The organism is Burkholderia sp. AU6039, from assembly GCF_002223365.1.
Classification (GTDB): Bacteria; Pseudomonadota; Gammaproteobacteria; order Burkholderiales; family Burkholderiaceae; genus Burkholderia.
This window is the reverse complement of the sequence record NZ_NKFK01000005.1, coordinates 2160600-2183450: the sequence shown is the minus strand read 5'-3', so window position 1 is coordinate 2183450 and position 22851 is coordinate 2160600. Positions and strand designations below refer to the sequence as shown.

The following is a 22851-nucleotide window of genomic DNA, read 5'->3' as shown; positions in this document are numbered from 1 at the left end:
GAGAGGCCTCGTTGTGGTCGTTGTGTGCGCCGCGCTCAGCCGGCGCGCATGCCCGTGATCCGGATTTCGCTCGTTTCGAGATCCAGCGAGCTTTGCACCATGAATTCGAGCGGATACGGATCCATGTGAATCAGGCCGCGCACTTCGAAGGCGAGCACATTGTGATGTTCGCCCGCGGAATCGGCGTCGGCGTGAGTACGGGGCGCGACCACCAGCGAATTCGGAATCAGGCGCGGCTCGAAATCGCCGATGGCCCGGCTGATCATCTTTTCGACGTCGTTCCACTGACGCGAGGCGATAAACGTGCCGGCGAGCGGCGGGACGCCGAAATTCACGGTCGACGCAGCCGCTTGCGGATGGCGATCGCGATCGATCCGGTCTTCGATACTCGTCGTGTTGAGCAGATACGCGAGATCGCGCTGCACGATGTCGCGCATTTGTTTGCGCGTCACCGTGTATTCCTCCGGGGCCTCGGTCTGCCGATGCGGTGCATCGTCGCGCAGGCGATCGAGCAGCGTCGGCAGCAGATGCGAGCTGGCTCGTCGCGGCGTCCGTGTGGCCGGCGCGTCGGTACCCGGCTGCTGTTTCCGGCGCTCAGTCATGGGCTTGATCCGCGTCGATCGCGGCAGGCGCAGCACGCGAGCCGAACTCGGCGTGAGCCAGCTCGAACAGGCTGAAGTCGCCTAGGTCCGTTGTCCAGGTTTTCTGCCCGAGCGCGACGACACCCGTGCGGCCGAGGTCGCGCCAGCGGGTTTCGCGTCCAACGCGCACGGTGTCGCTGCCGGTTTCCGAACCCGGATAGCGGGCCGGCATGAAGCCGCGGACGAGGCTCCCGTCGACGAGGGTGAGTGCGCACGGCGCCCAGACCAGATCGATCGGTTGCACCGGCTGCGACACGCGCCATGCCGCCAGATCGGCCAACGGCACCCAGCGATAGTGTCCGCCCGTGATGATTTCGCAGACCGGGCCGAAACGGGCGTCGCTGTCCGCGATCCATGCGGCATGGCCTTGTCGCGCGACGAGCGGAACGTCCGGCGCGGCCTGGAACGCCGCCTCGCGGAGGGTGTCGGCCTGTTCGACCTGCCCGTCGGCCGCGTGGCGGATCGCGTCCAGCAGTGCATCGATCCAGGGCGGTGATGCAAGGACGCAACCCGGGCGTTCCCGGCCCTCAGCCACCTTTGCCCGCCACCGTTCGGCACGGATCAGGTCGCGATACATCTGCGCGGTTCGGGCCTGCCCCGGTTCGAGTTGCGCCCAAACCTGCAGTTGCTGGATCGCGCGTGACCACTCGCCGACGATGCACAGCAGCTGGAACAGCGCCCACCGATGGGTGGCGGTCGTCGGTTGCGAACGGATGCGTGCTTCGATGCGTGCGATCTGGTCGACGAGCGGGAGGTCGTCCGCGCTCTGCGCGGTGGGCGTATCGGTGGTGGCGAGTCGGATCATGGTTGGTCCTTGCGCAAGGGCGCGGCCAGCGGGCTGTCGACGGACAGCGCATGGTGCTCGCGCCGGGTGAGCGGCGGAGGTGGTGCGGGGGCGCGCCGCGCGGCCTCGGCATGGAATTCGGGCGGCGCGAACAGGTGCAGGATCTCCTGAACGGACTCGCCATCGGTCACCGGTTCCAACTGGCCGTCCAGATGACCGAAGGCATCCTCGAGCGTTCGATTGCCGGACAGGAGCGTCTCGATCGAATCAGCGCGCCCAGGCTTTTCGCAGGCATGCGCATCGCGCAGGTGATCCGGGGCGATCTCGGGCGGGAGCGTGTCGTCTATCGACGGGGCACCCGCCGAAGCGATCGACGCGCCGGGGTCGGTCAGGGTGCGCCAGTACTGCGCATGAAGCGCATCGATCAGCGCATCGGTGTGGTCGGCGTCGATGCCGGCCGTGTCCGCTGCGGCAGGTGGATAGGCCGCAGCACGGTCCCGGATGCCGATACCTAGGAGGCCGAGCATGTTGTCATCGATGCGAGCGGGACCGAGGGCGTCGTGCAGCGACGATGTGTCGGCAACGGGCTGCGAGCGTGCAATCGCCGGTGCGGGCACGGCGAGCGACGTGTCCGACCGACGAGGCCAGGGCAGGCGAAGGAGGCGCATGAACAAGGTCGATAGCGAAAGATCCGAAAATGAAACGCGAGTATCGATGAATCTTTCATCTCAAAAAAGTGCTCGGACGATAAATGTAGGGAGATGAGTTTGGAAATTGATTGTAAAAAATTGCAATGGTTAAATTGAAATCTGATTTCAATCAAAAAGATAAGGTCGTTTGTTTACATTGATGGTCATGGAGTGTCCGCATTTATCTCGAAATAACAATGGATTGGGTGTAAGTGTTTGATGAGGTGTTCGCGGCTTCTATGTGGCCGGTCGGGCGCATTTGCGCGAATTTAGAATCGACGAAATATAAGACTTGTCCTAATTCTTTATTTGAAGTCGATACTGAAATTAATGCGTTGACGTAATTGTTGTTTCGTGTCGATAATGCGGCTCCTGATTCGAGTGGCCGTCTTTTTCGAACCGGAGAGAGAAGTGTGTATCGAGCGTTTGATGTCTCGTCTGGCATGGAATCAATAGAGGATTCCTTATTGTGCCGACGGATTCGTTCGCGACACGCAAACAAACAAAACAAGACCACCATGAACATTTCACGCCAGACCTTGTTCGGCAAGCTCGGGGTCGAGCTTTACCGGGGAATCGAGTCGGCAACGAGTTTCTGCAAGCTGCGCGGGAACCCGTTCGTCGAACTTGTCCATTGGCTGCACCAACTGCTCCAGCAACCGGACGGCGATCTGCAACGGATCGTGCGCCATGCGGAGATCGATCGCGGCGTGCTCGAGCGTGATCTCGCGCGGGCGCTGGCTGCGTTGCCGGCCGGCGCGAGTTCGATCAGCGATTTTTCCTGGCATATCGAAGCGGCCATCGAACGCGGCTGGGTGCTGGCAACCCTCGGTCATGGCGACTGTCACGTGCGTGGTGCATGGCTGGTTGCGGCGCTCGTGTCGACCCCCGAACTGCGGCGCGTACTTCTCGCGATTTCCCCCGAATTCGGCAAGATCTCGGTGGATGAGCTTGGCGATGTCCTTCCCGCCTGGATCGACGGGTCACCGGAGGCAGCCGACGGGCCGTACGATCGCAGCGAACTTGCACCGGCCCTGCCGGGCGAGGCATCGGGCGCCGTATCCGGCGTGTCGAAGGGCAACTCCCTCGAGCAGTACTGCCTGGATCTCACCGCGCGGGCCCGCGCCGGTGAAATCGATCCCGTCATCGGCCGCGAGCTCGAGATCCGTACCATGATCGACGTGCTGCTGCGTCGGCGACAGAACAATCCGCTGGTCACCGGCGAGGCCGGGGTCGGCAAGACGGCCGTGGTGGAGGGGCTGGCACGGGCAATTGCATCGGGCAACGTGCCGCCGAATCTTGCGGACGTCCGATTGCTGAGTCTCGATGTCGGCGCGCTTCTCGCAGGGGCGAGCATGAAGGGGGAGTTCGAGGCTCGCCTGAAGGGCGTGCTCGAGGCGGCAGCACGATCGGCGGCGCCTGTCATCCTGTTCGTCGACGAAATCCATACGCTGATCGGCGCGGGCGGGCAGGCCGGCACCGGCGATGCGGCCAACCTCCTGAAGCCGGCCCTTGCGCGCGGCACGATCCGCACGATCGGTGCGACGACCTGGGCCGAATACAAGCGGCATATCGAGAAGGATCCGGCGCTGACCCGACGCTTTCAGGTATTGCAGGTCGCGGAGCCGTCCGAGGCGGCCGCGACCGACATGGCGCGCGGGCTCGTGCCGACGTTCTCGTCGCATCACGGCGTCGTCGTGCGGGACGAAGCGATCCGTGCCGCAGTGACGCTGTCGCATCGCTATATTCCGTCTCGCCAGTTGCCCGACAAGGCGATCAGCCTGCTCGACACTGCGTGCGCGCGCGTCGCACTGTCGCAGCACGCGACGCCCCGCGAGCTCGACGACGTGCGGCAACGCCTGGCGGCCGCGCATGCCGAAGAAGTGCTGCTGGTGCAGGAGGCCCGTATCGGCCTCGACGCGGACAAGGCGTTGAATCGCGTGCGTACGCGCATCGACGTGCTGGCGACGGAGGAAGCGGCGATCGCGGATCGCTGGCGCGAGCAGGTGTCGGCCGCTCAGGCGTTGCTCGCCGGAAGGGAAGCCGCGATCGCGAACGCAGAAGATTCGCCGGTGTCGGTCGACCGGCTGCGCGAACTTGAACGAACGCTGGCCGCGCTGCAGGGCGACGTGCCGCTCGTCTTCCCCGAGGTCGACGAATCCATCGTCGCCGAGATCGTTTCGGACTGGACGGGCATTCCGGTCGGTCGCATGGTCACCGACGAGATCGCCGCCGTTCGCCGCTTGCCGGAAACGCTGGGCACCCGCGTGATCGGGCAACGCGACGCGCTGCACCTGATCGGCGAGCGCGTGCAGACCGCGCGCTCGGGCCTGACCGACCCGAAGAAGCCGCTGGGCGTGTTTCTGCTTGCCGGCCCGTCCGGCGTGGGCAAGACCGAGACCGCGCTGGCGCTTGCCGAGGCGCTGTACGGGGGCGAGCAGAACCTGATCACGATCAACATGAGCGAGTATCAGGAAGCGCACACCGTGTCGGGCCTGAAAGGTGCGCCGCCCGGCTATGTCGGCTACGGCGAGGGCGGTGTGCTGACCGAAGCGGTGCGCCGTCGCCCCTACGCGGTCGTGCTGCTCGACGAGATCGAGAAGGCGCATCGCGACGTGCACGAAATGTTCTTCCAGGTGTTCGACAAGGGATACATGGAAGACGGCGACGGTCGCCATATCGATTTCCGGAATACCACCATCCTGCTGACGAGCAACGTCGGTGCCGACCTGAGCACGAGCCTCTGCGCGGATCGGGCACTGTCGCCCGATCTCGACGGCCTGCGGGCCGCGCTTGCCCCGGAATTGCTGAAGGCATTTCCGGCGGCGTTCATGGGGCGTGTGACGGTCGTGCCGTATCGGCCGCTTGCCGACGACGCGCTCGCCAGCATCGTTCGTCTGCATCTGGATCGCGTCGTGAAACGCATGGCGGACAGCCACGACATCGCGCTTGTCTACGACGACGCGGTCGTGGACTATATCGTCGGCCGTTGCCTGGTTCAGGAAACCGGTGCGCGCGTGCTCATCGGCTTCATCGAACAACACGTGCTGCCGCGCCTTTCCGCGCTCTGGCTCGACGCGTTTGCATCACGCGCGCCGCTCACACGCATCGCGATCGGCGTGACCGATGCCTCCGCACCGCCTGCCCAGGCGCTGACGTTCGAGGCGACCCCTTCTCATCTTGTCGAGCCGTGCGGTTGAGCTCGACATCCGTCAACCACTGTCAGGAGACTGTTCATGTCCGCTAGCAGTTCGCAGAAGTTCATCGCGCGCAATCGTGCGCCGCGCGTGCAGATCGAATACGACGTCGAAGTGTATGGCTCGGAGAAGAAAATCGAGCTTCCGTTCGTGATGGGCGTGCTCGCCGACCTGTCCGGCAAGCATCCGGTCGAACCGCTGCCCGCGGTGTCGGATCGCCAGTTCCTGGAAATCGATATCGACAACTTCGACGAGCGCATGAAGGCGATCCGTCCGCGCGTTGCATTCGCCGTGCCGAATACGCTGACGGGCGAAGGCCAGATGATGGTCGACATGACCTTCGAAAGCATGGAGGACTTCTCGCCGGCCGCGATCGCCGACAAGGTCGAGCCGCTGCGCCGCCTGCTTCAGGCGCGTACGCAACTGGCGAACCTGCAGACGTACATGGACGGCAAGTCGGGGGCAGAGGCGCTCGTCACCCAGTTGCTGCAGGACCCGGCCTTGTTGAAGTCGCTGGCCGCGGCGCCGCGGCCCGAGCGGCGCGAAGAAGGCGCGGCCGATTCGAGCGACGCGAGCTGACCGACCAACCGATCGAGGATGACCATCATGGCAAAACAGCAAGTACAGGCCGTCGAGGCCCAGGCGACCAGCCAGTCCGAATTTACGCAGCTGCTGGAGCGGGAATTCCGGCCGAAGACGGACCAGGCCCGCGCGGCGGTCGAACATGCGGTGCAGACGCTTGCGGAGCAGGCGCTCACGCAATCGATCACGATCAGCGACGACGCCTACAAGAGCATCGCGGCCATCATCGCGCAGATCGATCACAAGCTTTCCGAGCAGATCAACCTGATCCTGCATCACGACGACTACCAGGCGCTCGAATCCGCGTGGCGCGGCCTGAACCACCTCGTGTCGAACACCGAGACGGACGAACACCTGAAGATCCGCGTGATGGACGTCTCGAAAGCCGAGCTGCATCGTTCGATGCGTCGCTACAAGGGGCTGGCGTGGGACCAGAGCCCGCTCTTCAAGCAGATCTACGAGCAGGAATACGGCCAGCTCGGCGGTGAGCCGTACGGCTGCATCGTGGCCGATTACTACTTCGACCATACGCCGCCGGACGTCGACCTGCTGGGCTCGATCGCGAAGGTGGCGGCGGCTTCGCACACGCCGTTCGTGACCGGTGCGGCTCCGTCGGTGCTGCAGATGGAGTCCTGGCAGGAACTGGCCAACCCGCGTGACCTGACGAAGATCTTCACGCAGAACCTCGAATACACCGCGTGGAATTCGCTGCGCAATACCGAGGATGCGCGCTACGTCGGTCTTGCGATGCCGCGTTTCCTGGCGCGCCTGCCGTATGGCGCGAAGACCAATCCGGTCGACCAGTTCGATTTCGAAGAAGACACCAACGGCTCGAACCACAGCCGCTACGGCTGGGCCAACGCGGCCTACGCGATGGGCGTCAACATCAACCGCTCGTTCAAGCAGTACGGCTGGTGCTCGCTGATCCGCGGCGTCGAATCCGGCGGCACGGTCGAGAACCTGCCGTGCCACACGTTCCCGACGGACGACGGCGGGATCGACATGAAGTGCCCGACCGAGATCGCGATCTCGGATCGTCGCGAGGCCGAGCTGTCGAAGAACGGCTTCATTCCGCTCGTGCATCGCAAGAACACCGATCACGCGACTTTCATCGGCGCGCAGTCGCTGCAGAAGCCGGCCGAGTATCACGACCCCGACGCAACGGCCAATGCGAACCTGTCGGCACGCCTGCCGTATCTGTTCGCGTGCTCGCGCTTCGCGCATTACCTGAAGTGCATCGTGCGCGACAAGATCGGTGCATTCAAGGAGCGCGAGGACATGCAGCGCTGGCTCAACGAATGGATCATGCATTACGTCGACGCCGACCCGGCGAACTCGTCGCAGGACACGAAGGCGCGCCGGCCGCTCGCGGCGGCGGAAGTGCTCGTCGAGGACGTGGAAGGCAATCCCGGCTATTACCAGGCGAAGTTCTTCCTGCGCCCGCACTTCCAGCTCGAAGGGCTGACCGTTTCGCTGCGGCTCGTGACGAAGCTGCCGTCGATCAAGGAAGCCGCTTGACCACCCGGTAGATCCGCAGGGCCGGTCATCGGCTCGCTTTGGCGATCGACGCCCGGCTAGTTTCAAATCGTTAAATAAAAGGAGTACTACACATGGCGCAGGACATTTTTCTGAAGATCGACGGCATCAACGGCGAATCGCTCGATGACAAGCACAAGGACGAAATCGAGATCCTGAACTGGGAATGGGATATCCAGCAGGAGTCGTCGATGCACTCGGGCAGCGGCGGCGGTGCCGGGAAGGCAACGGTCAAGGATCTCACGTTCGAACACAACATCGACCGCGCGAGCCCGAACCTGATGAAGTACGCGCTGACCGGCAAGCACATCGACCAGGCGGTGCTGGTGATGCGCAAGGCTGGCGGCAATCCGCTCGAATACCTGAAGCTCACGATGAGCGACGTGATCGTCACGCGCGTGAAGCCGTCCGGCAGCAAGGCCGGTGAAGAGAAGAGCCGCGAGACGGTGTCGCTGTCGTTCTCGAAGGTCAAGCAGGAGTACGTCGTGCAGAACGCACAGGGCGGCAGCGGCGGTGCCGTCACGGCGAGCTTCGACATCAAGGGCAACAAGGAAGCGTAAGGGCGAAGCGCCGCGCGTGGCCGAGCGTTCGTGCTCGCCGCGCGCGGCGCGTTTCGCGCTTCATCGAGGTGAATTCTGCATGCGTTCGATTCTGACTGCCGCGTCGCTCGCCGGTGTCGTGCTGCTCTCGGCCTGCGCGAGTGGCGAACCGAAGCCAAAGGAGCCGGTTCGGCTCGAACTGGCCGTCAAGGCGGCATCCGACGTCAATCCAGACGATCGTGGCCGGGCGGCGCCGATCGTCGTGCGCATCTACGAGCTGAAGAACGACAACGCATTCGAGGCGGCGGATTTCTTCACGCTTGAGAAGCAGGAGAAGACGGTGCTGGCCGACGACGTCGTCAAGCGCGACGAGTTCCAGCTGCGGCCCGGCGAGCAACGGAAAGTCGTCCGGCGACCCGATCCTGAAACGACCGCCATCGGTGTGATCGCGGCTTACCGCGACTTGCCGAACGCGGTGTGGCGGTCCGTCTACACGATGCCGGCCGCGCCCGACAAGGCGTGGTACCGCTTTACACCGAAGCTGAAACTGACTGTCGATCTTGAGGCCAAGGCCGTCAGGATCGACGAAGCGAAGAAGAAATGAAACACGTCGCGCAACACAACGGACGATACGTATGAGCTGGTACGCCAAGGTCGCCTGGCAGGAAGGGTTGTTTTTCAGACCGCAACTGTTCCAGCAACAGGAACGCTACTTCGAGAAGTACGCACACATGCGTGCGGCGCCGCTGTCGCCGTTTTTCTTCGGCTTCGCGCATTACGGGCTCGATCTGGAGTCGCTCGCGCTCGGGAAGGTGATCGTCAAGGCGGCCGCGGGCGTGTTCGCCGATGGAACGCCGTTCGATGCGCCGGGGAACACGCCGTTGCCGCCGCCGTTGACGATCCGTCAGGAACACCTCGATCAGGTGATCTATCTGGCGGTGCCGGTGCGCTTGCCGAACTGCGAGGAAACCACCTTCGAGAACAAGGCGGATTCGATGGCGCGCTACCAGGTGTTCGATACCGAACTGCGCGACTCGAATTCAGTCGGGCTGGCGCCTGAATCCGTGCAGTTGTCGAACCTGAGGTTGCGCCTCGTGCCCGAGAAGGAGCTGGGCGATGCATGGATCGGCCTTGCGCTGACGTGTGTGAAGACCATCCGCGCGGACGGCAGCATCGAACTTGACGACACGATCGTGCCGCCCGTGTCCGGCTATGGCGCGAGCGATCTGCTGACGAGCTGGGTCACGAAAATCCACGATCTCGCCCACCTGCGTGCGAATGCGTTGTCGCAACGGCTGGCCGGTACCGATGACACAACCGCGAGTGCGGCGACGGTCACGGATTATCTGTTGTTGCAGATACTGAATCGATACGAGCCGTTGCTGCAGCACATGCTGCGCGTGCCGACCACGTCGCCTGCCGATGTGTACACGTTGCTGATCGCGATGGCTGGCGAGTTGTCGACCCATCTGCGTACAGACACGCGTCGCCCGCTCGATACGCATCCGCCTTATCAGCATACGACACCGCATCTCTGTCTGAAGCCGGTGGTCGACGACACGCATCGGCTGCTCAACGCCGTACTGGTTCGAAGTGCGCAGAGCATCGTGCTCGAGGATCAGGGGCATGGCATGCGCAACGCGGTGGTCGATCCGGTGGATATGCAGGGCTTTGCGTCGCTGGTGCTGGCCGTGCATGCGGCGATGCCGCCCGATGCGTTGCGCCAGCAGTTTCTCGCGCAGGCGAAGGCGGGGCCGTCGGAGAAGCTGCCGAGCCTGGTACGCAGTCATTTGCCGGGTATCGGCATGCAACTCCTGCCGGTGCCGCCGCGGCAGATTCCGTTCAACGCCGGATATATCTATTACGAGTTGATGCAGGGCGGGGCGCTGTGGGAGGAGGTGGTGCGGCATGGCGGCATCGCATTGCATGTGGCGGGAGAGTTCCCGTCGTTGAGGCTTGAGTTATGGGGCGTGCGCTGAGCAATTCGGCAATTGTGAAGGCATTAGAGAACGAAGTTCATGAAATATAAGGTTTTTAATTTTGAAAATGAAAAAATCAAATGAAGAGAAGATATCGGAAATATTTTATGGGCTTGTCGCCGTTATTGGTGTATTGATTGTTGTGGCAATTATTTTGATTGTCAGTTTTTTAAGTGATCCACATCCATTTGTTAACGGTTGGAAATAAGGATTAGAGGCGTCACAGGCATAACACGAAATGGATGCTCAGTGATTCGATCGATTCAAGGAGATGTCGGGATGGCATTGTTTGACGCACCACGGACGTTGTCGGTTTCCGGCGCGGCTCTGCCGATGTACGGTGGTCAGTCGATCCTGACGCCGGTGAAGCTCGCTGGCGGCGAAAAGATTGGCGAATTGTTCGAGTACGTCCTCGAGCTGAAAACGCCGGATGCGCTCGGGTTTTCGCAGAGCATCGCCGCGAACGTCGATCTTGATGCGTTGATCGGCACGGAAGTGACCATATCAATCCAGCTCGAGGGCAAAGGGCGTTTCATTCCGGGTCTAGCCGGCGCCGCCGGAATGGCGAACGTCGGTGCCGGCATACGCGAGATCACTGGTGTTGTCAGCCACGCGACGATCGTGCGTGAAGACGGACGGTCGATCGTCTATGAGCTCACGCTCCGACCGTGGCTGTGGCATGCGACCAAGAATTGCGATTGCCGCATCTTTCAGGATATGTCCGTCGTAGAGATCACCGATGAGGTGCTCTCGGTATACCCGTTTCCGGTCAAAAAACGAATCACGACTCCGCGGCCGAACAAGGTATGGCCGAAACGGGATATTCAACGCCAGCACCTCGAAAGCGATTGGACGTTCCTGCAGCGCATGTGGGAAGAATGGGGTATTTATTATTTCTTCGAGCATGACGAAGGTAAGCATCGGCTCGTGCTTTGCGACTCGATGGGGGCACTCAAACCGCTGAGTGATGCTTACGCCGCGCTGCGCTATGAACCGCCGACCAGTCGTCGGATCGACGAGGAACACATTCACGAGTTATCGGTTTCGCATGCGTTGACCACAGGCGCAGTGACGAGTGTCGACTACGACTACACGTTGCCGCGCGCGAACCTCAAAGTGATGCGAGAAGACCCTCGCGACACCGGGCTCGCCCATCAGGAGCAGTACTCGTGGGGGGATTACGCGCAGCCTCAAGCTGGCGCGACCGGTCTCTCAGGCGACCACAACGAGCCGCGCACGGAGGCGGAGTATCTGACGCTGGTGCAGATGCAGGCGTGGCGTTGCCAAGGCTTGAGGGCACGCGGCAAAGGCAACCTACGTGGCATGGTCGCAGGTCAGACGTTCGTGTTGTCGCACTATCCGCAGGGCGCGGCCAACCGCGAGTACGCCGTCATTGGCAGCATGCTGATGATCGAGGATATCGGCGAAGCGTCAGGTTCCGGTCAGCGTTACCGCTGCGAAGCGGATTTCACGCTGCAGCCGACCAACGAGCCATTCCGCCTGTTGCGTACGATCGCAAAGCCGCGGATGACCGGCGTCGAATATGCCGTCGTGACGTGTCCCGAGAATCAGGAAATCTGGACCGATGCATATGGCCGGGTGAAGGTGCAGTTTCTGTGGGATCGGCTCGGCAATAACGATGAGCGCTCCAGTTGCTGGGTGCGCGTGGCCGGTGCATGGCATGGCGATCAGTTCGGTGGAATCTTTCTGCCACGCCGGGGGCATGAGGTCGAAGTCGCTTTCGTCAACGGAGATCCGGATTTGCCGATCATCGTGGGTAGTGCGACCAACGCATTCAACATGCCGCCGTTCGCATTGCCGGAGAACCAGACGCTGGCCGGCTATCGCAGCCGGGAGGTCGGCGGCCGTCGTGCGAACACGCTCGCCTTCGACGATACGAACGGAAAAATTCAGGCGCATCTGTCGAGCGATGAAGGCACCTCGCAGCTGAATCTAGGGTACATCACGCGCATTGCCGGCAACGCTGGACGGCAGGATGAGCGCGGTCGGGGTGTCGAATTGCGTACCGATGGAGACGGCGTCTTTCGTGCGGCGACGGGCATGCTGCTTACGACGGAAGGTCGTCCTAATGCGCAGGGTCATGCCAAGGCCATGTCGGAAGCGATTCGGCGGCTCGAAGATGCAAAGAGCTTGCATGTCGCGATGAGCAGGGCAGCCCAGGAAGGTGAAGCCCAGGAAGCCGACGGACACCAGTCCGATTTGGCGAAGACGATTGAAGCTCAGAACGACCAGATCCGCGGTGTCGCGAGTGACGGAAATCCGTTCCCGGAATTTTCTGAGCCCCATCTGATGATCGATGGTAAGGCGGGTGTTGAAATCACCACGCCTGCAACGGTTCACGTGGCTGCGCAACAAGTCGCAGTCACGAGTGAAGGGCATGTTGGTGTCGCCAGCGGTCGTAGCCTCTTTGCAAGCGTGCGTGACACGATCAGCCTGTTCGCGCAGCGTGCGGCAATCCGGATCTCGGCCGCGCTCGGTGACATCGTTCTTCACGCGTTGACCAGTTCGATCAAGCTGGAGTCTGCGAAGTCCATTCAGTTACTGACGAAAGTCATTCAGATCACGGGCGTTGAAAAGCTGGAGCTACAAGGCGGCAAGACTCGCATGGTGCTTGACGACAGTGGCGCCCAGATCTTTACGCCGGGCAGGTTCGTTGCGTTCGCATCCACTCACTCGCTACCGGGGCCGAAAGACTCGCCGGTCAGCCTTGCGCCGAAGAGTATCTGCATCGAGTGTCTCATCAAGGCCGCCAGAGGCGGTTCGGCGCTGGTGCCACGGCAATAACTTCAACCTTCGGATCGATAGCATGGTCAATAGCGCTTGTTTCTCACGGTTGGGAGTTTTCCTGAAGAAGATGCTGCCGGGGCTTTGCCTGTCATTGGCGGCTTGCGCGGGAGGACAACCAACTGGCACGACAGTACAACTTGAGGTGCCCAAAAAGGTCCAGCTACTGGCTGGGGATTCCAAGGCATTGAACTACACATCTTGGTACATCCATTCTTTCGCGCTTTTCGGACCATCTGGAAGCAGTATCGGGGGAGGAGGGGGGAATGTGGTGGCGGTAAAGGCAGACGGAAGGCCATCCGAAGGGGGGGGGAAATGCTGTACCAGTCTGCCTGCTGAATGGCAACCGGATCTGAAGTTGACGGTGCGCTGGCTGGTGGAGAAGAAGAGAACGGACGGAAAGAAATGGGGCTACTGGTACAAAGCGGAGAACGTGCAGATTGCTCCGTACGCCAGTGGGAACACGGGTGATGCGTGGGCCATATTTTTACCGGGAGATCGGGTGCGCATCATGCTGACGGATGGCAATCGCGATGGCGGGAACAACCCGAACATTCGCCCGGCGGACAACGATCCCTACGTTGCGCAGGGCGTGATCGATGAAGAATGGAACCGGCGTTATCCGCCGGCTCATGATTGAGAAAGGGGATGCAGTCATGATTCGATGGCGTATTGCAGTAACCACCCTGCTGTCGGTGCTCTGCCTTTCATTGGGTGCTTGCGCGGGCGGACAACCAACAGGGTCAACAGTACAACTCGATATGCCCAGAAAGGTCCAGCTGCTGGCTGGGGACACGAAGGCATTGAACTACACACCTTGGTATATCCACACGTTCTCAATAGTTGGTCCGCGCGGAAGTGGCATTGGAGGGGGAGGGCCGAATGTCGTGCCAGTTCAGAAGAACGGTCGACCATCAGGTGGCGGAGCGGGAGTCTGTTGCACGAGCCTGCCTGCTGAATGGCAACCGGATCTGAAGTTGACGGTTCGCTGGCTGGTGGACAAAAAGCAGGATGGAATAACTCCAGGCTACTGGTACAAAGCGGAAAACGTGCAGATTGCCCCGTACGCCAGTGGGAACACGGGTGATGCGTGGGCCATCTTTTTGCCGGGTGATCGGGTGCGCATCATGCTGACGGATGGTAATCGCGATGGCGGGAACAACCCGAACATTCGCCCGGCGGACAACGATCCCTACGTTGCGCAGGCCGTGATCGACGAAGAGTGGAACCGGCGATACAGAAAGGGGGGGATGCAGTGATGATTCGATGGCCCGAGGCAATGCCGGAAGGCGGCCGGTTGCCGCTCTCCGAAAGCGAAGACGCATACAAGCAGGGCGCCCTGCGGATGCATGACGAAACGCGGTCGTGTCAGCAAACGCTGCAGATCAGTCTGTTCTTCGACGGTACGAATAACAACGATGCGCCGGATAATCCCCTGCGCGATTCGCTCAGTCGCACCCATACCAATGTCGCTCGGCTATTCAAAGTCGCCCGCGACAAGGTGGACGATGGCATCTTCAAGTTTTACATTCCCGGTGTCGGTACGCCGTTACCCGAAATCGGCGAAATGACCTACCTACAGATGGGCAAGGCGATGGCCAAGGGGTTCAATGCGCGTTGCGTACTGGGCCATGTCAGTGTACTGAATGCGGTCTACTATGCGATCGCGCCAGACAAGACCTTGCCTTTGATCACCCGTGAAAAAGCAAAGACGTTGTGCGACGCCGCCGCAAACGGTGACGTCAGCGGGTTCGAGGAACCGATCCAGACGCTGGGCGTGACCCACAAGCTTGCGGTGGATGCCCAGCATCCCCCAGGGACGATCAGGAAAATCTGGATCAACGTGATTGGTTTTTCCCGTGGGGCCGCTGGCGCGCGCGCATTTGTTCACAAGCTGGTCAACAGTTGGGCGCCCGGCGGCAATCTCGTCAAGTTCACCGGCAAGTACGCGCTGCCGTATCAGGTGAATTTCCTGGGGTTGTTCGACACGGTCGCATCCGTGGGCCCGCCTGACTCGACCCGTGCGACTGTCGACATCGGGTCTTTCGACGGACACTTCGCCTTTGCCAACGACGGTGCCATGCGCATCCCCGAGTCGGTTCGCTACTGCGTTCATGCGTTCTCGATCCACGAGCAGCGCATGAGCTTTCCGGTCGATTCGATCCGCGAGGTGGGGGGAGCTTATCCAGCCGGCATACGCCACGAAATAGCCTATCCCGGCGTGCATTCGGATGTCGGCGGTGGCTATGCGCCGAACGAACAGGGCAAGGGCCGTGATCCCGACAAGGGTGACGGTGGCAAGCTAAGCCAGATTCCGCTGCACGACATGTACATCCATGCGCTCAAATACGGTGTGCCGATGATGAAGGGCGACGAGATTCTGTCCAGGCCAGATTCGAAGGCAGATTTTGACCTGTTTCCTACCACAATCGAAGCCTTCAACAACTGGCTGAAAACCGCCGGACCGATCGGGCGCATGGAAGATGCGATCAAGCATGGCATGGCCGAGATGCTGGCATGGCGGACGCTACGTGCTCAGCCGGAGACGCCCGAATACGTGGCCAGTCGGGAATTCTTCCTCAAGGCGAAGGAAGACGGCATGACGCCCTACAAGGTCGAAGAGGCACTGGAGAAAGCGAAGAAGTCTGATCCGCAGTTGAAAGCGCTCAAGGCTAAGCGAGCGCGGCTGCAGGTGCAGAAATCCCAGGAAACGGGTAATCATCGCTATCCGGCCAACATGCCCAGGATTATGGAGCTGAACGCGCAGATCGCGGCAGTCCAGCTAGAGATCGACCGGCGCACGGAAGCACTGTGTGGTGAGGTGGCTCATCCGGACGCCGACGATGCCGCGCCAGCGCGGCCCGGCGAAGGCGTCTGTGACATTACAACCAACGAGCAGACCGACTTGCGCCAAGGCGCGGAGGAGATGCGCCTGCTGCTGGGCTACTTGCATCCTGAGGATCGCGAATCGAAGTGGAAGGTCACCGTGACCTCACGCATGGACTCGGCACTCCGACAATACCCGGACACGGGTACGACGACAACGACACTTTCTGTGAAGCACGAGCAGCCTGGCAGTGACACCCCCGAGGTCAGGCTTGCCGAGAGCGGAATTCTGCTTGCATCGACATGGAGCACGATTTTCAGCATATTCAGCCCGCCAAATGACATCGTGGCGGCGCCCGCACGCGGTGTTGTCAGTTTCCTGAAAAAGCATGCGTCGATGGACGCTGCCAACCGGCTCCAGAAGGAGAGCATCGTCCTTCTCGATGACTATGTCCACGACAGCCGAATCTGGTTCCGCGTGCCCTGGTTTCACGAATACGCGCCGGGCGGTTATGGCTGGCCTCGCGTGATCTTCGAGGGCGGTAAAAAGCGGATAGCGTATCTGGGTCTGACTTCCGAATCCGAACTGCTGGTGGCCGGGCACACCGGTAAGGCCGCATGGGCGTAGAAGCAGGAGAGGAAGTCAACCATATGCAACAACGCGCACAATCATTCGGTCTTGTCGACGGGGCAGCCAACCCGGCGGGGATCTTGCCTTTACTTGAGCAGTCGGGCACGCAGTTCGTTTCGCTCTTTGACGGGCTACCTGAAGAGCAGCTCGGGCCAGCTTCGCTATTCCTTACCTGTATTGATGATCCGGCCGCAACGTGGATGAGCGAGCTAGATCGAATTGACCTTCACTCGCCATGTCTCACGCTTGTCTGGAGCCGTGTCGGCTTGCAGGAACTCGCCACGCATTTTCGCGCGTTCCTGTTTGCAGGGATCGGGGACGGTATGACCGCGATGGTCCGATTCTTCGATCCTCGCAATACCGGTGCGGTGCTCGATATGTGGGGTAAGCAGATCAGCGATGTGTTCCTGGCGCCGGTCGAACGGATCAAATATCGCGGGCGTCACGCGCAGTGGCAGACGGTAGAGAACGATTCGCTCCACGTGGGGCGAATTTCCCGATCCGTGATGATCGAGCTTGACCAGAAGGATGTGGACAAGCTGATGGCGCATACCGAGCCAGATGAACTCATCGCATCGCTGATCGACTTGGGACACATCGATGAAAGCCTGCCTTACCGGAGGCGTTTCTCCGAATTCGAGCCCCGGTACCGACGGGCACTGGAATGGGGATTCACCGAACCCGGAGACCGGTTGGCCTATTGCAAATACTCGTACCGCTACGGAGCGGGTTTTGATCAGCACCGGTACATGCGCGACGCACTGACGACTCGTCGTCGAACTGGCGAGGGATTCGACGCGCTGGTGGATCAGATACCCGGATGGGTGTGGAGCGAACTCAAGCGCGAGAGTGAAGCTGGATTGCGCGCGCAAGCTTGACAAGTCATAGACTCGGAAAATAAATATGGCGCTGAAAATCATCGTGGTCGGCGATACGACCTCGCACGGGGGCCGAGTCGTCAGCGGCTCGGAAACGCACACCATCGGCGGTCGGCCGATTGCTCGGCTGGATGACTTGGTCGATTGCCCCGAAAAATATCCGGACGGTCGACTGCACGGGGTCAACCGGATTGTGGAGGCACATCCGACGTTCACCATCGGTAACCGACGCGTGGCGATGCACGGACATCGCACGGAATGCGGTTGCACGCTGATCGGCAGCGTCTCAGCGGACGCCGGAGGCTAACGTATGGCGACAATGAGTTTTTCGGCTGACGAGGCTAAGGAGCAGTCTGCCGTTGAAGAAAGAGGTGGATCATCGTCGGCCAGCGTCCCGACCGCTTTCAGCGATGGAGGTACTTTCGCAAAAACGGTTCCAGAAGATCTCCCGTCGGAACCATTTGACCAGCGGTTGGCGGCGGTTCGCGTGGCACGGAATCCGTTGATGGAGGCGTCCCGTGTTTTGCTCCGCGCTCAGGCTGACATGCCTGATATGTTGACGTCGAACCAAGCCATTGCCTGGTTAAAGTCGTTGCTTGAACGGGAGGTGCGAATATTCGAGAAGCTGTGCGAGCAGGCAAACATCCGACGCGACCACATGATCGGCGCGAGCTACTGCCTGTGCACGGCACTGGACGAGGCCGCAACGCAAACCGCATGGGGCAAGGAGGGCTCGTCGGCGATCGAATGGATCCAAGGGGGGCTCGCGACTACTTTCCACAGCGACCTCAAGGGCGGCGACAAGGTCTATTTGCTGATCGGCCGGTTGCTGGAAGACCCTCGCGAGCATCGAGACCTGGTGGCAGTGATTTACCGCATTCTCAGTCTCGGCTTCCAAGGACGCTACCGAGGCGTGGCCGATGGTCCACGCAAGCACGACGCGATTCGTCAGCGACTCTACAACGTGATTACGTCGCAGCGCGGCCCCGTGCCGCTGACGCTATCGCCCCACTGGCAATCGACCGCGAAAGGCGAGCGCCTGTCGTTCACTGATTTTCCAGTATGGATCACCGTGACCGTCTTGTCGGTGATCCTGCTCGGACTTTTCGGATGGTTCAAGTACGAACTGTTCAGTCGCAGCGCGGTTGTTCAGAAGCAGATTGTCGACATCGCCCGCATGACACCGCCACCTGTGCAGCCGCCGCAGCAACTGCACCTCAAGCAATTGCTCAAGGATGAAATCGCTGCCGGCACCGTCAGCGTCGACGAGGACGCCCGCCACAGCGCCGTCACGTTCCGCGGTGACGCGATGTTCCGGCCCGGTGGCGCTTCGGTTCAGGCATCGATGAATCCGCTGATTTCGAAGATCGCGGCCGAGATCGCCAAAGTGCCCGGCAAGGTAACGGTTATCGGCTATACGGACAACGTGCCGATTCGAAGCCGTCATTTCGCATCCAATCAGGCGCTGTCGGAAGAGCGGGCCATCCAGGTCATGCAGATGCTGCAAGCCGCAGGGGTGCCGGCAAACCGTCTCGAAGCAGTCGGCAAGGGTGAGGCCGATCCCGTCGGCGACAACCGTACCGCGCAGGGGCGCGCGCAAAACCGGCGCGTCGAAATCGACGTCGCACGATAAGCCAGATCCGTTTCCGGAATAACACATGAAGAAGTTCCAGTTCCTGTCGTTTCTGGCCTCGCGCCAGTTCCTCGCGTTCCTCGCACTGATTGTCGTTGCATTGGTGATCTGGTTCGTCGGCCCGTTTTTCGCGTTCGGCGGGCTCAAGCCGCTTGCCGGGGCGGGCATGCGTGTGCTGCTGATCGCGTTGTTGCTCGCCGGTGTGCTGTTCTGGCTCGTGGGATGGTCGATCAGCATCGTGTTTGCCGCATTGCTTTGCCTGCTGGTCTGGTACGCGGGGCCGCTGCTTTCGCTGGGCCACACGGTACCGCTTGAACCGGCATCGGCGCGGTTTACCGCGATCGCGCTGGTAGTGGGCGTCTTCGTTCTTTTCGGGATGTTCCGCCTATGGCAGAAAATGCGCGAAGACGATGCGTTCCTGAAGAAGGTACTGCGTCTGGACCGCAAGCGGGAGGATTCGCCGGCTGCTGCCCGTCTTCGGAAAGTTGAAGGGGGCGTGACGAGCGCACTCGCGCGCCTGAAATCGATGCGTACTGGCGCGCGTGGTCTTGGCAAGTTGTTCCAGGGCAAGCGCTATTTGTACGAGTTGCCTTGGTACATCACGCTCGGTTCGCAAGGGTCCGGCAAGACCAGCGTCCTGATGAACGGCGGTCTGGCGTTTCCCGTTGGCGAGCAGATGCAGCGCGCTGCCGGGAGGCCCGCCGGCGATGCAGCCGCGGTGGACTGGTGGTTGACGAACGATGCGGTGCTGATCGATACGACCGGTTACTACACGCGCCATCGAACTTCGATGGCCGGCGGTGCCGATGCGCTCGCGGCCGAACCGAACAAGACCGCAATTGATGCTTCCGATAAGGATGCGGCGAACACCGAGGCGAGCACGGAACGTTCAAGCACTGGCACAAAGCAGGACGCCGCCCGGCAGTCGAGTGTGGCCACCGTGTCGAAATCGAGTGCCAATACTGTTCAGAGTCCTTCGGGCGAACATGACAGTCCACCGGAGATCGATCGCGCCGAGTGGCTTGGGTTTCTCGGCATATTGCGCCGGAACCGGCCTCGCGCACCGATCAACGGCGCGTTGCTGACCGTCGATCTCGCGACGCTGGCGAGTGCTGATGAACAGGCGCGTATTACCGAAGCCACTGCATTGCGCGCACGGCTGGCCGAATTGAGGCAGGAGCTGGGTATCCGTTTCCCTGTTTACGTGACGATCACGAAGATGGATCGCCTCGCAGGTTTTGCCGAGTATTTTGGGGCGCTCACGTCCGAGGGGCGGGCTCAGGCATGGGGTTTCGCGCTTCCGTACGGCAAGGAAACGGTCGCGAAAGAGGGGCTACGTGCGCGTTGTCACCACGAGCTCACCCAACTGGTAGAACGTCTGACGGGTTCGATCGATACGCATCTGCAGGACGAATACGATTTAAACAAGCGACGAAAGCTTGCTGCGTTGCCGGAGGAATTTTCCGCACTGTTCGGGCCGTTGCTCGACCTGATCGACCGGGTGTTCCTTGATTCGCGCTACGACGATACGCAACTCCATTCGACGTTGCGCGGGGTGTACTTCACGAGCGCCCGGCAACAGGGGGGCGAGATCGTCGCGCAACGCCATACGGTCGTTCAACGTCTTCTGTCGGCTCAGGATAGTGCCCCTGTCGTGCCGGCTCGCGCCGAAGGCAACCAGGGTTACTTCCTGCACGATCTCCTGACCCGTGTCGTGTTCCCGGAAGCGCATCTCGTGAGTCCCAACCTGCGCTGGGAATATCGATACCGGCTTTTGCGCCTGATAGGCCACACATTGGCGCTGCTGTTGTTCGTGTGGCTGGCAATTGGACTGCGCGTGAGCTTCGGCAACAACAGCGACTATCTCGACACGATTGGCCGCAAGGTGCAGGCGCTTACCGCGCGCGTCACGTCGTTGTACAAGACGCCCAAATTGCAAGCCGTGCCCGACACGCTGACGGAAGCGCGCAATCTGCCGACCCACCCTGGACTCGACTTGTCCGATCCGGATAGCGCGTGGCGCTACGGCCTCTACACGCCGGTAGGAATTGCGGCCGCAAGTCGCGACACCTACGATGCACTCGAAGACAACCTGCTGTTGCCTCAGATCGTGCATCGTCTGGAAGACGTCATGTCCGGTGCGATTGCCAACAAGGATCCAAAGTCCGCCTACGATGCACTGCGCGTATACCTGATGTTGTACGACAAGGCGAAGTTCAATGCAGGTGACGTCAAGGCGTGGGTGCTCGACGACTGGGCGAAGACCGACAGCGCGGCTGCTTTCGGTGGAAGAGCGTCGATGATCGACCACGTGCAACAGCTCTTCTCCGGGGAGCGTGTCGTGCAGTCTCCGCTGATCCGCAACGACGCGCTGGTACAGCAGACACGCGCGTTTCTCGACGGCAGCAATGCGACCGACCGTCTTTATCAGCGCGCGAAGGCGGCCATGCTCAAGGAGGCGCCCGATGAGTTTACATTGCTGCGCGCGGTAGGCCCGCAAGCCGGCACGGTGTTCACGCGAGCGAGCGACGCACCGCTGTCGCGTGGCGTGTCGGGGCTTTTCACGTTCGACGGCTATCGGAATCTGTTCGACAAGCGCCTGCCCGAGTTCATACAGATTGCCCGCGATGATGACGCGTGGGTGATGGGCCGATCGTACTTGGGCGAGGCTCAAAAAAAAACGGCTGAGATTGTGAGTAACGCCGCCGGCACGGACGATGCGTTGACCGACGCAGTCCGTCGCGAATACCTGATGGAGTACGCGCAGCAGTGGGATGCGTTTCTCAACGACATTCGGACCGTTAGCGGCACGAGTCTGGCGTTCAATTTGAAAGTGCTGCGCAGCTTTGCGGCGCCCGATTCTCCGCTCGCACGGCTTGCTCGTGCGGCAGTGCGCGAAACGACGCTCACGCAGCAGTCGGCTGCGTCGAATGGTTCGCTGCTGCAGAAGGCCGCCGACCAGTTGAATCAGAAGACCGACAAGGCGCTGGGCATTCGGGCGTCGGAGCGTGTCGAACGGGAACTCGTCGACAATCGTTTCACGGCACTACGCGAGGTCGTTACAGGAAACGCGGATGCGCAGCTCGATCCGCAATCGGCTACGGTGCAGTCGGACAAGACGGGGCTGGACGGCGTTGCCAACCTGCTGAACGACTACTACACGGCGCTTACCGTCGCAGATAACGCGCTGTCGAACAACAGCATGCCGCCCGCAAGCGACGCGGCCGCGAAGCTCAAGATGGCCGCCGACACGATGCCTGCACCGTTCCGCGCGACGTTACTCAAGCTTGCTGCCGATGGGTCACGCGAGGTCAATCAGGGAATCGGTCAACTGCTGTCGCGGCAGATGCAGGCGGTGGTTGGCGACACCTGTCGGCTGACGGTCGAAGGAAACTACCCGTTCTCGCCCGACAGCAAGCGCGATGTCGGCATTGACGACTTTACGCGCGTGTTTGCGCAGGGTGGCGTGATTGACGATTTCTTCGTGAAAACGCTGGCGCCGTTTGTCGATACGTCCGCAAAGCCGTGGCGCTACCGAACCCTGCCGGGGGCGACGGAGCCCGTACAGGGGCCGAGCCTTGAGCCGTTCGAGCATGCGAAGGCGATTCGCGACATTTTCTTCAACGATCCTGGCCGCAAGCAGATGACGTGGACGGCCGATATCAGGATTCCCGAGCTCGCACCGACCATCATGAGTCTCGCGCTCGACATCGACGGACAGACGACGCGTTACCAGCACGGTCCGGTCGCGCCGTTCACGGTCACTTGGCCTGGACCACGCGGCGGTGTCCATGCGGAGATCACGGCCAGCCCACGCATTCGGCCCGACACGTCGACGATTTCAACCGATGGTCCGTGGGCATTGATGCGGCTGCTTCAGAAGGGTCAGGTGATTGGAACGGCTACGCCGGGGCGCACACGAGTCGCGTTCAGTTTTGACGGGCGCGACGCGGCGCTCGACATCGCGAGCGCCGGCAGTGTCGCGAATCCGTTGACGAGCGATGTGCTGAAGACGTTCCGGTGCCCGACCTCGATGGCGATGTTCAATTTGCCGGATAGCGGTCCGCCGCCGGGATTGCCTCAGGGCATGTTGCCGATAAACGCGGGAAGCGTTTCCCGTTGAATCGAGAG

Annotated in this window: 17 protein-coding genes; 14 read left to right on the top strand and 3 right to left on the bottom strand. The window is 61.2% G+C overall.

The window, feature by feature from the left end; all coding sequences use genetic code 11:
* Positions 1–35: 35 nt before the first annotated feature.
* The 3 genes from tssE to CFB39_RS27475 are packed head-to-tail and all read right to left on the bottom strand — an operon-like array spanning position 36 to position 2093.
* Entirely contained in the window at positions 36–602 is a 567-nt protein-coding gene (gene tssE, locus CFB39_RS27485; RefSeq protein ID WP_089475192.1) for a type VI secretion system baseplate subunit TssE, read from the bottom strand.
* The gene (locus CFB39_RS27480) at positions 595–1446 is read right to left on the bottom strand and encodes a type VI secretion system accessory protein TagJ (RefSeq protein ID WP_089475191.1); all 852 of its coding nucleotides are present in this window, start codon (positions 1444–1446) and stop codon (positions 595–597) included. Before CFB39_RS27480 ends, tssE begins: the two co-directional genes overlap by 8 nt.
* Positions 1443–2093 (bottom strand): TagK domain-containing protein, encoded by a 651-nt coding sequence (locus CFB39_RS27475; protein ID WP_089475190.1) that lies wholly within the window; start codon positions 2091–2093, stop codon positions 1443–1445. The genes CFB39_RS27480 and CFB39_RS27475 overlap by 4 nt, the downstream gene beginning before the upstream one ends.
* A gap of 539 nt (positions 2094–2632) precedes the next feature.
* Here CFB39_RS27475 and tssH point away from each other — a divergent pair.
* The 14 genes from tssH to tssM all read left to right on the top strand — a co-directional run bounded on the left by tssH (position 2633) and on the right by tssM (position 22843).
* Positions 2633–5314, top strand: coding sequence for a type VI secretion system ATPase TssH (gene tssH / locus CFB39_RS27470; protein ID WP_089475189.1), 2682 nt, complete (start codon positions 2633–2635; stop codon positions 5312–5314).
* A 36-nt stretch (positions 5315–5350) separates the two neighbouring features.
* On the top strand, positions 5351–5890 hold the full coding sequence (gene tssB, locus CFB39_RS27465) for a type VI secretion system contractile sheath small subunit (RefSeq protein WP_011354587.1): 540 nt from the start codon (positions 5351–5353) through the stop codon (positions 5888–5890).
* Positions 5891–5917: 27 nt separating this feature from the next.
* Positions 5918–7411: a type VI secretion system contractile sheath large subunit gene (tssC, locus tag CFB39_RS27460; RefSeq protein WP_089475689.1), complete on the top strand. Its 1494-nt coding sequence runs from the start codon at positions 5918–5920 to the stop codon at positions 7409–7411.
* Positions 7412–7503: 92 nt separating this feature from the next.
* On the top strand, positions 7504–7989 hold the full coding sequence (locus tag CFB39_RS27455; protein ID WP_089442060.1) for an Hcp family type VI secretion system effector: 486 nt from the start codon (positions 7504–7506) through the stop codon (positions 7987–7989).
* A 79-nt stretch (positions 7990–8068) separates the two neighbouring features.
* Positions 8069–8572, top strand: coding sequence for a type VI secretion system lipoprotein TssJ (tssJ, locus tag CFB39_RS27450; protein ID WP_089475688.1), 504 nt, complete (start codon positions 8069–8071; stop codon positions 8570–8572).
* 31 nt (positions 8573–8603) lie between these two features.
* The gene (gene tssK / locus CFB39_RS27445; protein WP_089475188.1) at positions 8604–9947 is read left to right on the top strand and encodes a type VI secretion system baseplate subunit TssK; all 1344 of its coding nucleotides are present in this window, start codon (positions 8604–8606) and stop codon (positions 9945–9947) included.
* Positions 9948–10226: 279 nt separating this feature from the next.
* Positions 10227–12752, top strand: coding sequence for a type VI secretion system Vgr family protein (locus CFB39_RS27440; protein WP_089475187.1), 2526 nt, complete (start codon positions 10227–10229; stop codon positions 12750–12752).
* Between the two features lie 22 nt (positions 12753–12774).
* Entirely contained in the window at positions 12775–13392 is a 618-nt protein-coding gene (locus CFB39_RS27435; RefSeq protein WP_089475186.1) for a DUF3304 domain-containing protein, read from the top strand.
* Positions 13352–14011 (top strand): DUF3304 domain-containing protein, encoded by a 660-nt coding sequence (locus tag CFB39_RS27430; RefSeq protein ID WP_256991463.1) that lies wholly within the window; start codon positions 13352–13354, stop codon positions 14009–14011. The genes CFB39_RS27435 and CFB39_RS27430 overlap by 41 nt, the downstream gene beginning before the upstream one ends.
* Complete coding sequence (locus tag CFB39_RS27425) at positions 14011–16206, top strand: DUF2235 domain-containing protein (protein WP_256991462.1); 2196 nt, start codon at positions 14011–14013, stop codon at positions 16204–16206. The genes CFB39_RS27430 and CFB39_RS27425 overlap by 1 nt, the downstream gene beginning before the upstream one ends.
* Positions 16197–17087 carry a DUF4123 domain-containing protein gene (locus tag CFB39_RS27420; protein WP_256991461.1) on the top strand — a complete coding sequence of 297 codons (891 nt, stop codon included), beginning with the start codon at positions 16197–16199 and terminating at the stop codon, positions 17085–17087. The genes CFB39_RS27425 and CFB39_RS27420 overlap by 10 nt, the downstream gene beginning before the upstream one ends.
* Before the next feature lie 25 nt (positions 17088–17112).
* Positions 17113–17394, top strand: coding sequence for a PAAR domain-containing protein (locus CFB39_RS27415; RefSeq protein WP_089475183.1), 282 nt, complete (start codon positions 17113–17115; stop codon positions 17392–17394).
* A 12-nt stretch (positions 17395–17406) separates the two neighbouring features.
* The gene (gene tssL, locus CFB39_RS27410) at positions 17407–18720 is read left to right on the top strand and encodes a type VI secretion system protein TssL, long form (RefSeq protein ID WP_089475686.1); all 1314 of its coding nucleotides are present in this window, start codon (positions 17407–17409) and stop codon (positions 18718–18720) included.
* Between the two features lie 25 nt (positions 18721–18745).
* On the top strand, positions 18746–22843 hold the full coding sequence (gene tssM, locus CFB39_RS27405) for a type VI secretion system membrane subunit TssM (protein WP_089475182.1): 4098 nt from the start codon (positions 18746–18748) through the stop codon (positions 22841–22843).
* Positions 22844–22851 lie beyond the last annotated feature (8 nt).

Coding starts and splice junctions, on each gene's coding strand:
- tssE (WP_089475192.1), bottom strand. CDS start 602: ATGACTGAGCGCCGGAAACAGCAGCCGGGTACCGACGCGCCGGCCACA.
- CFB39_RS27480 (WP_089475191.1), bottom strand. CDS start 1,446: ATGATCCGACTCGCCACCACCGATACGCCCACCGCGCAGAGCGCGGAC.
- CFB39_RS27475 (WP_089475190.1), bottom strand. CDS start 2,093: ATGCGCCTCCTTCGCCTGCCCTGGCCTCGTCGGTCGGACACGTCGCTC.
- tssH (WP_089475189.1), top strand. CDS start 2,633: ATGAACATTTCACGCCAGACCTTGTTCGGCAAGCTCGGGGTCGAGCTT.
- tssB (WP_011354587.1), top strand. CDS start 5,351: ATGTCCGCTAGCAGTTCGCAGAAGTTCATCGCGCGCAATCGTGCGCCG.
- tssC (WP_089475689.1), top strand. CDS start 5,918: ATGGCAAAACAGCAAGTACAGGCCGTCGAGGCCCAGGCGACCAGCCAG.
- CFB39_RS27455 (WP_089442060.1), top strand. CDS start 7,504: ATGGCGCAGGACATTTTTCTGAAGATCGACGGCATCAACGGCGAATCG.
- tssJ (WP_089475688.1), top strand. CDS start 8,069: ATGCGTTCGATTCTGACTGCCGCGTCGCTCGCCGGTGTCGTGCTGCTC.
- tssK (WP_089475188.1), top strand. CDS start 8,604: ATGAGCTGGTACGCCAAGGTCGCCTGGCAGGAAGGGTTGTTTTTCAGA.
- CFB39_RS27440 (WP_089475187.1), top strand. CDS start 10,227: ATGGCATTGTTTGACGCACCACGGACGTTGTCGGTTTCCGGCGCGGCT.
- CFB39_RS27435 (WP_089475186.1), top strand. CDS start 12,775: ATGGTCAATAGCGCTTGTTTCTCACGGTTGGGAGTTTTCCTGAAGAAG.
- CFB39_RS27430 (WP_256991463.1), top strand. CDS start 13,352: ATGAAGAATGGAACCGGCGTTATCCGCCGGCTCATGATTGAGAAAGGG.
- CFB39_RS27425 (WP_256991462.1), top strand. CDS start 14,011: ATGATTCGATGGCCCGAGGCAATGCCGGAAGGCGGCCGGTTGCCGCTC.
- CFB39_RS27420 (WP_256991461.1), top strand. CDS start 16,197: ATGGGCGTAGAAGCAGGAGAGGAAGTCAACCATATGCAACAACGCGCA.
- CFB39_RS27415 (WP_089475183.1), top strand. CDS start 17,113: ATGGCGCTGAAAATCATCGTGGTCGGCGATACGACCTCGCACGGGGGC.
- tssL (WP_089475686.1), top strand. CDS start 17,407: ATGAGTTTTTCGGCTGACGAGGCTAAGGAGCAGTCTGCCGTTGAAGAA.
- tssM (WP_089475182.1), top strand. CDS start 18,746: ATGAAGAAGTTCCAGTTCCTGTCGTTTCTGGCCTCGCGCCAGTTCCTC.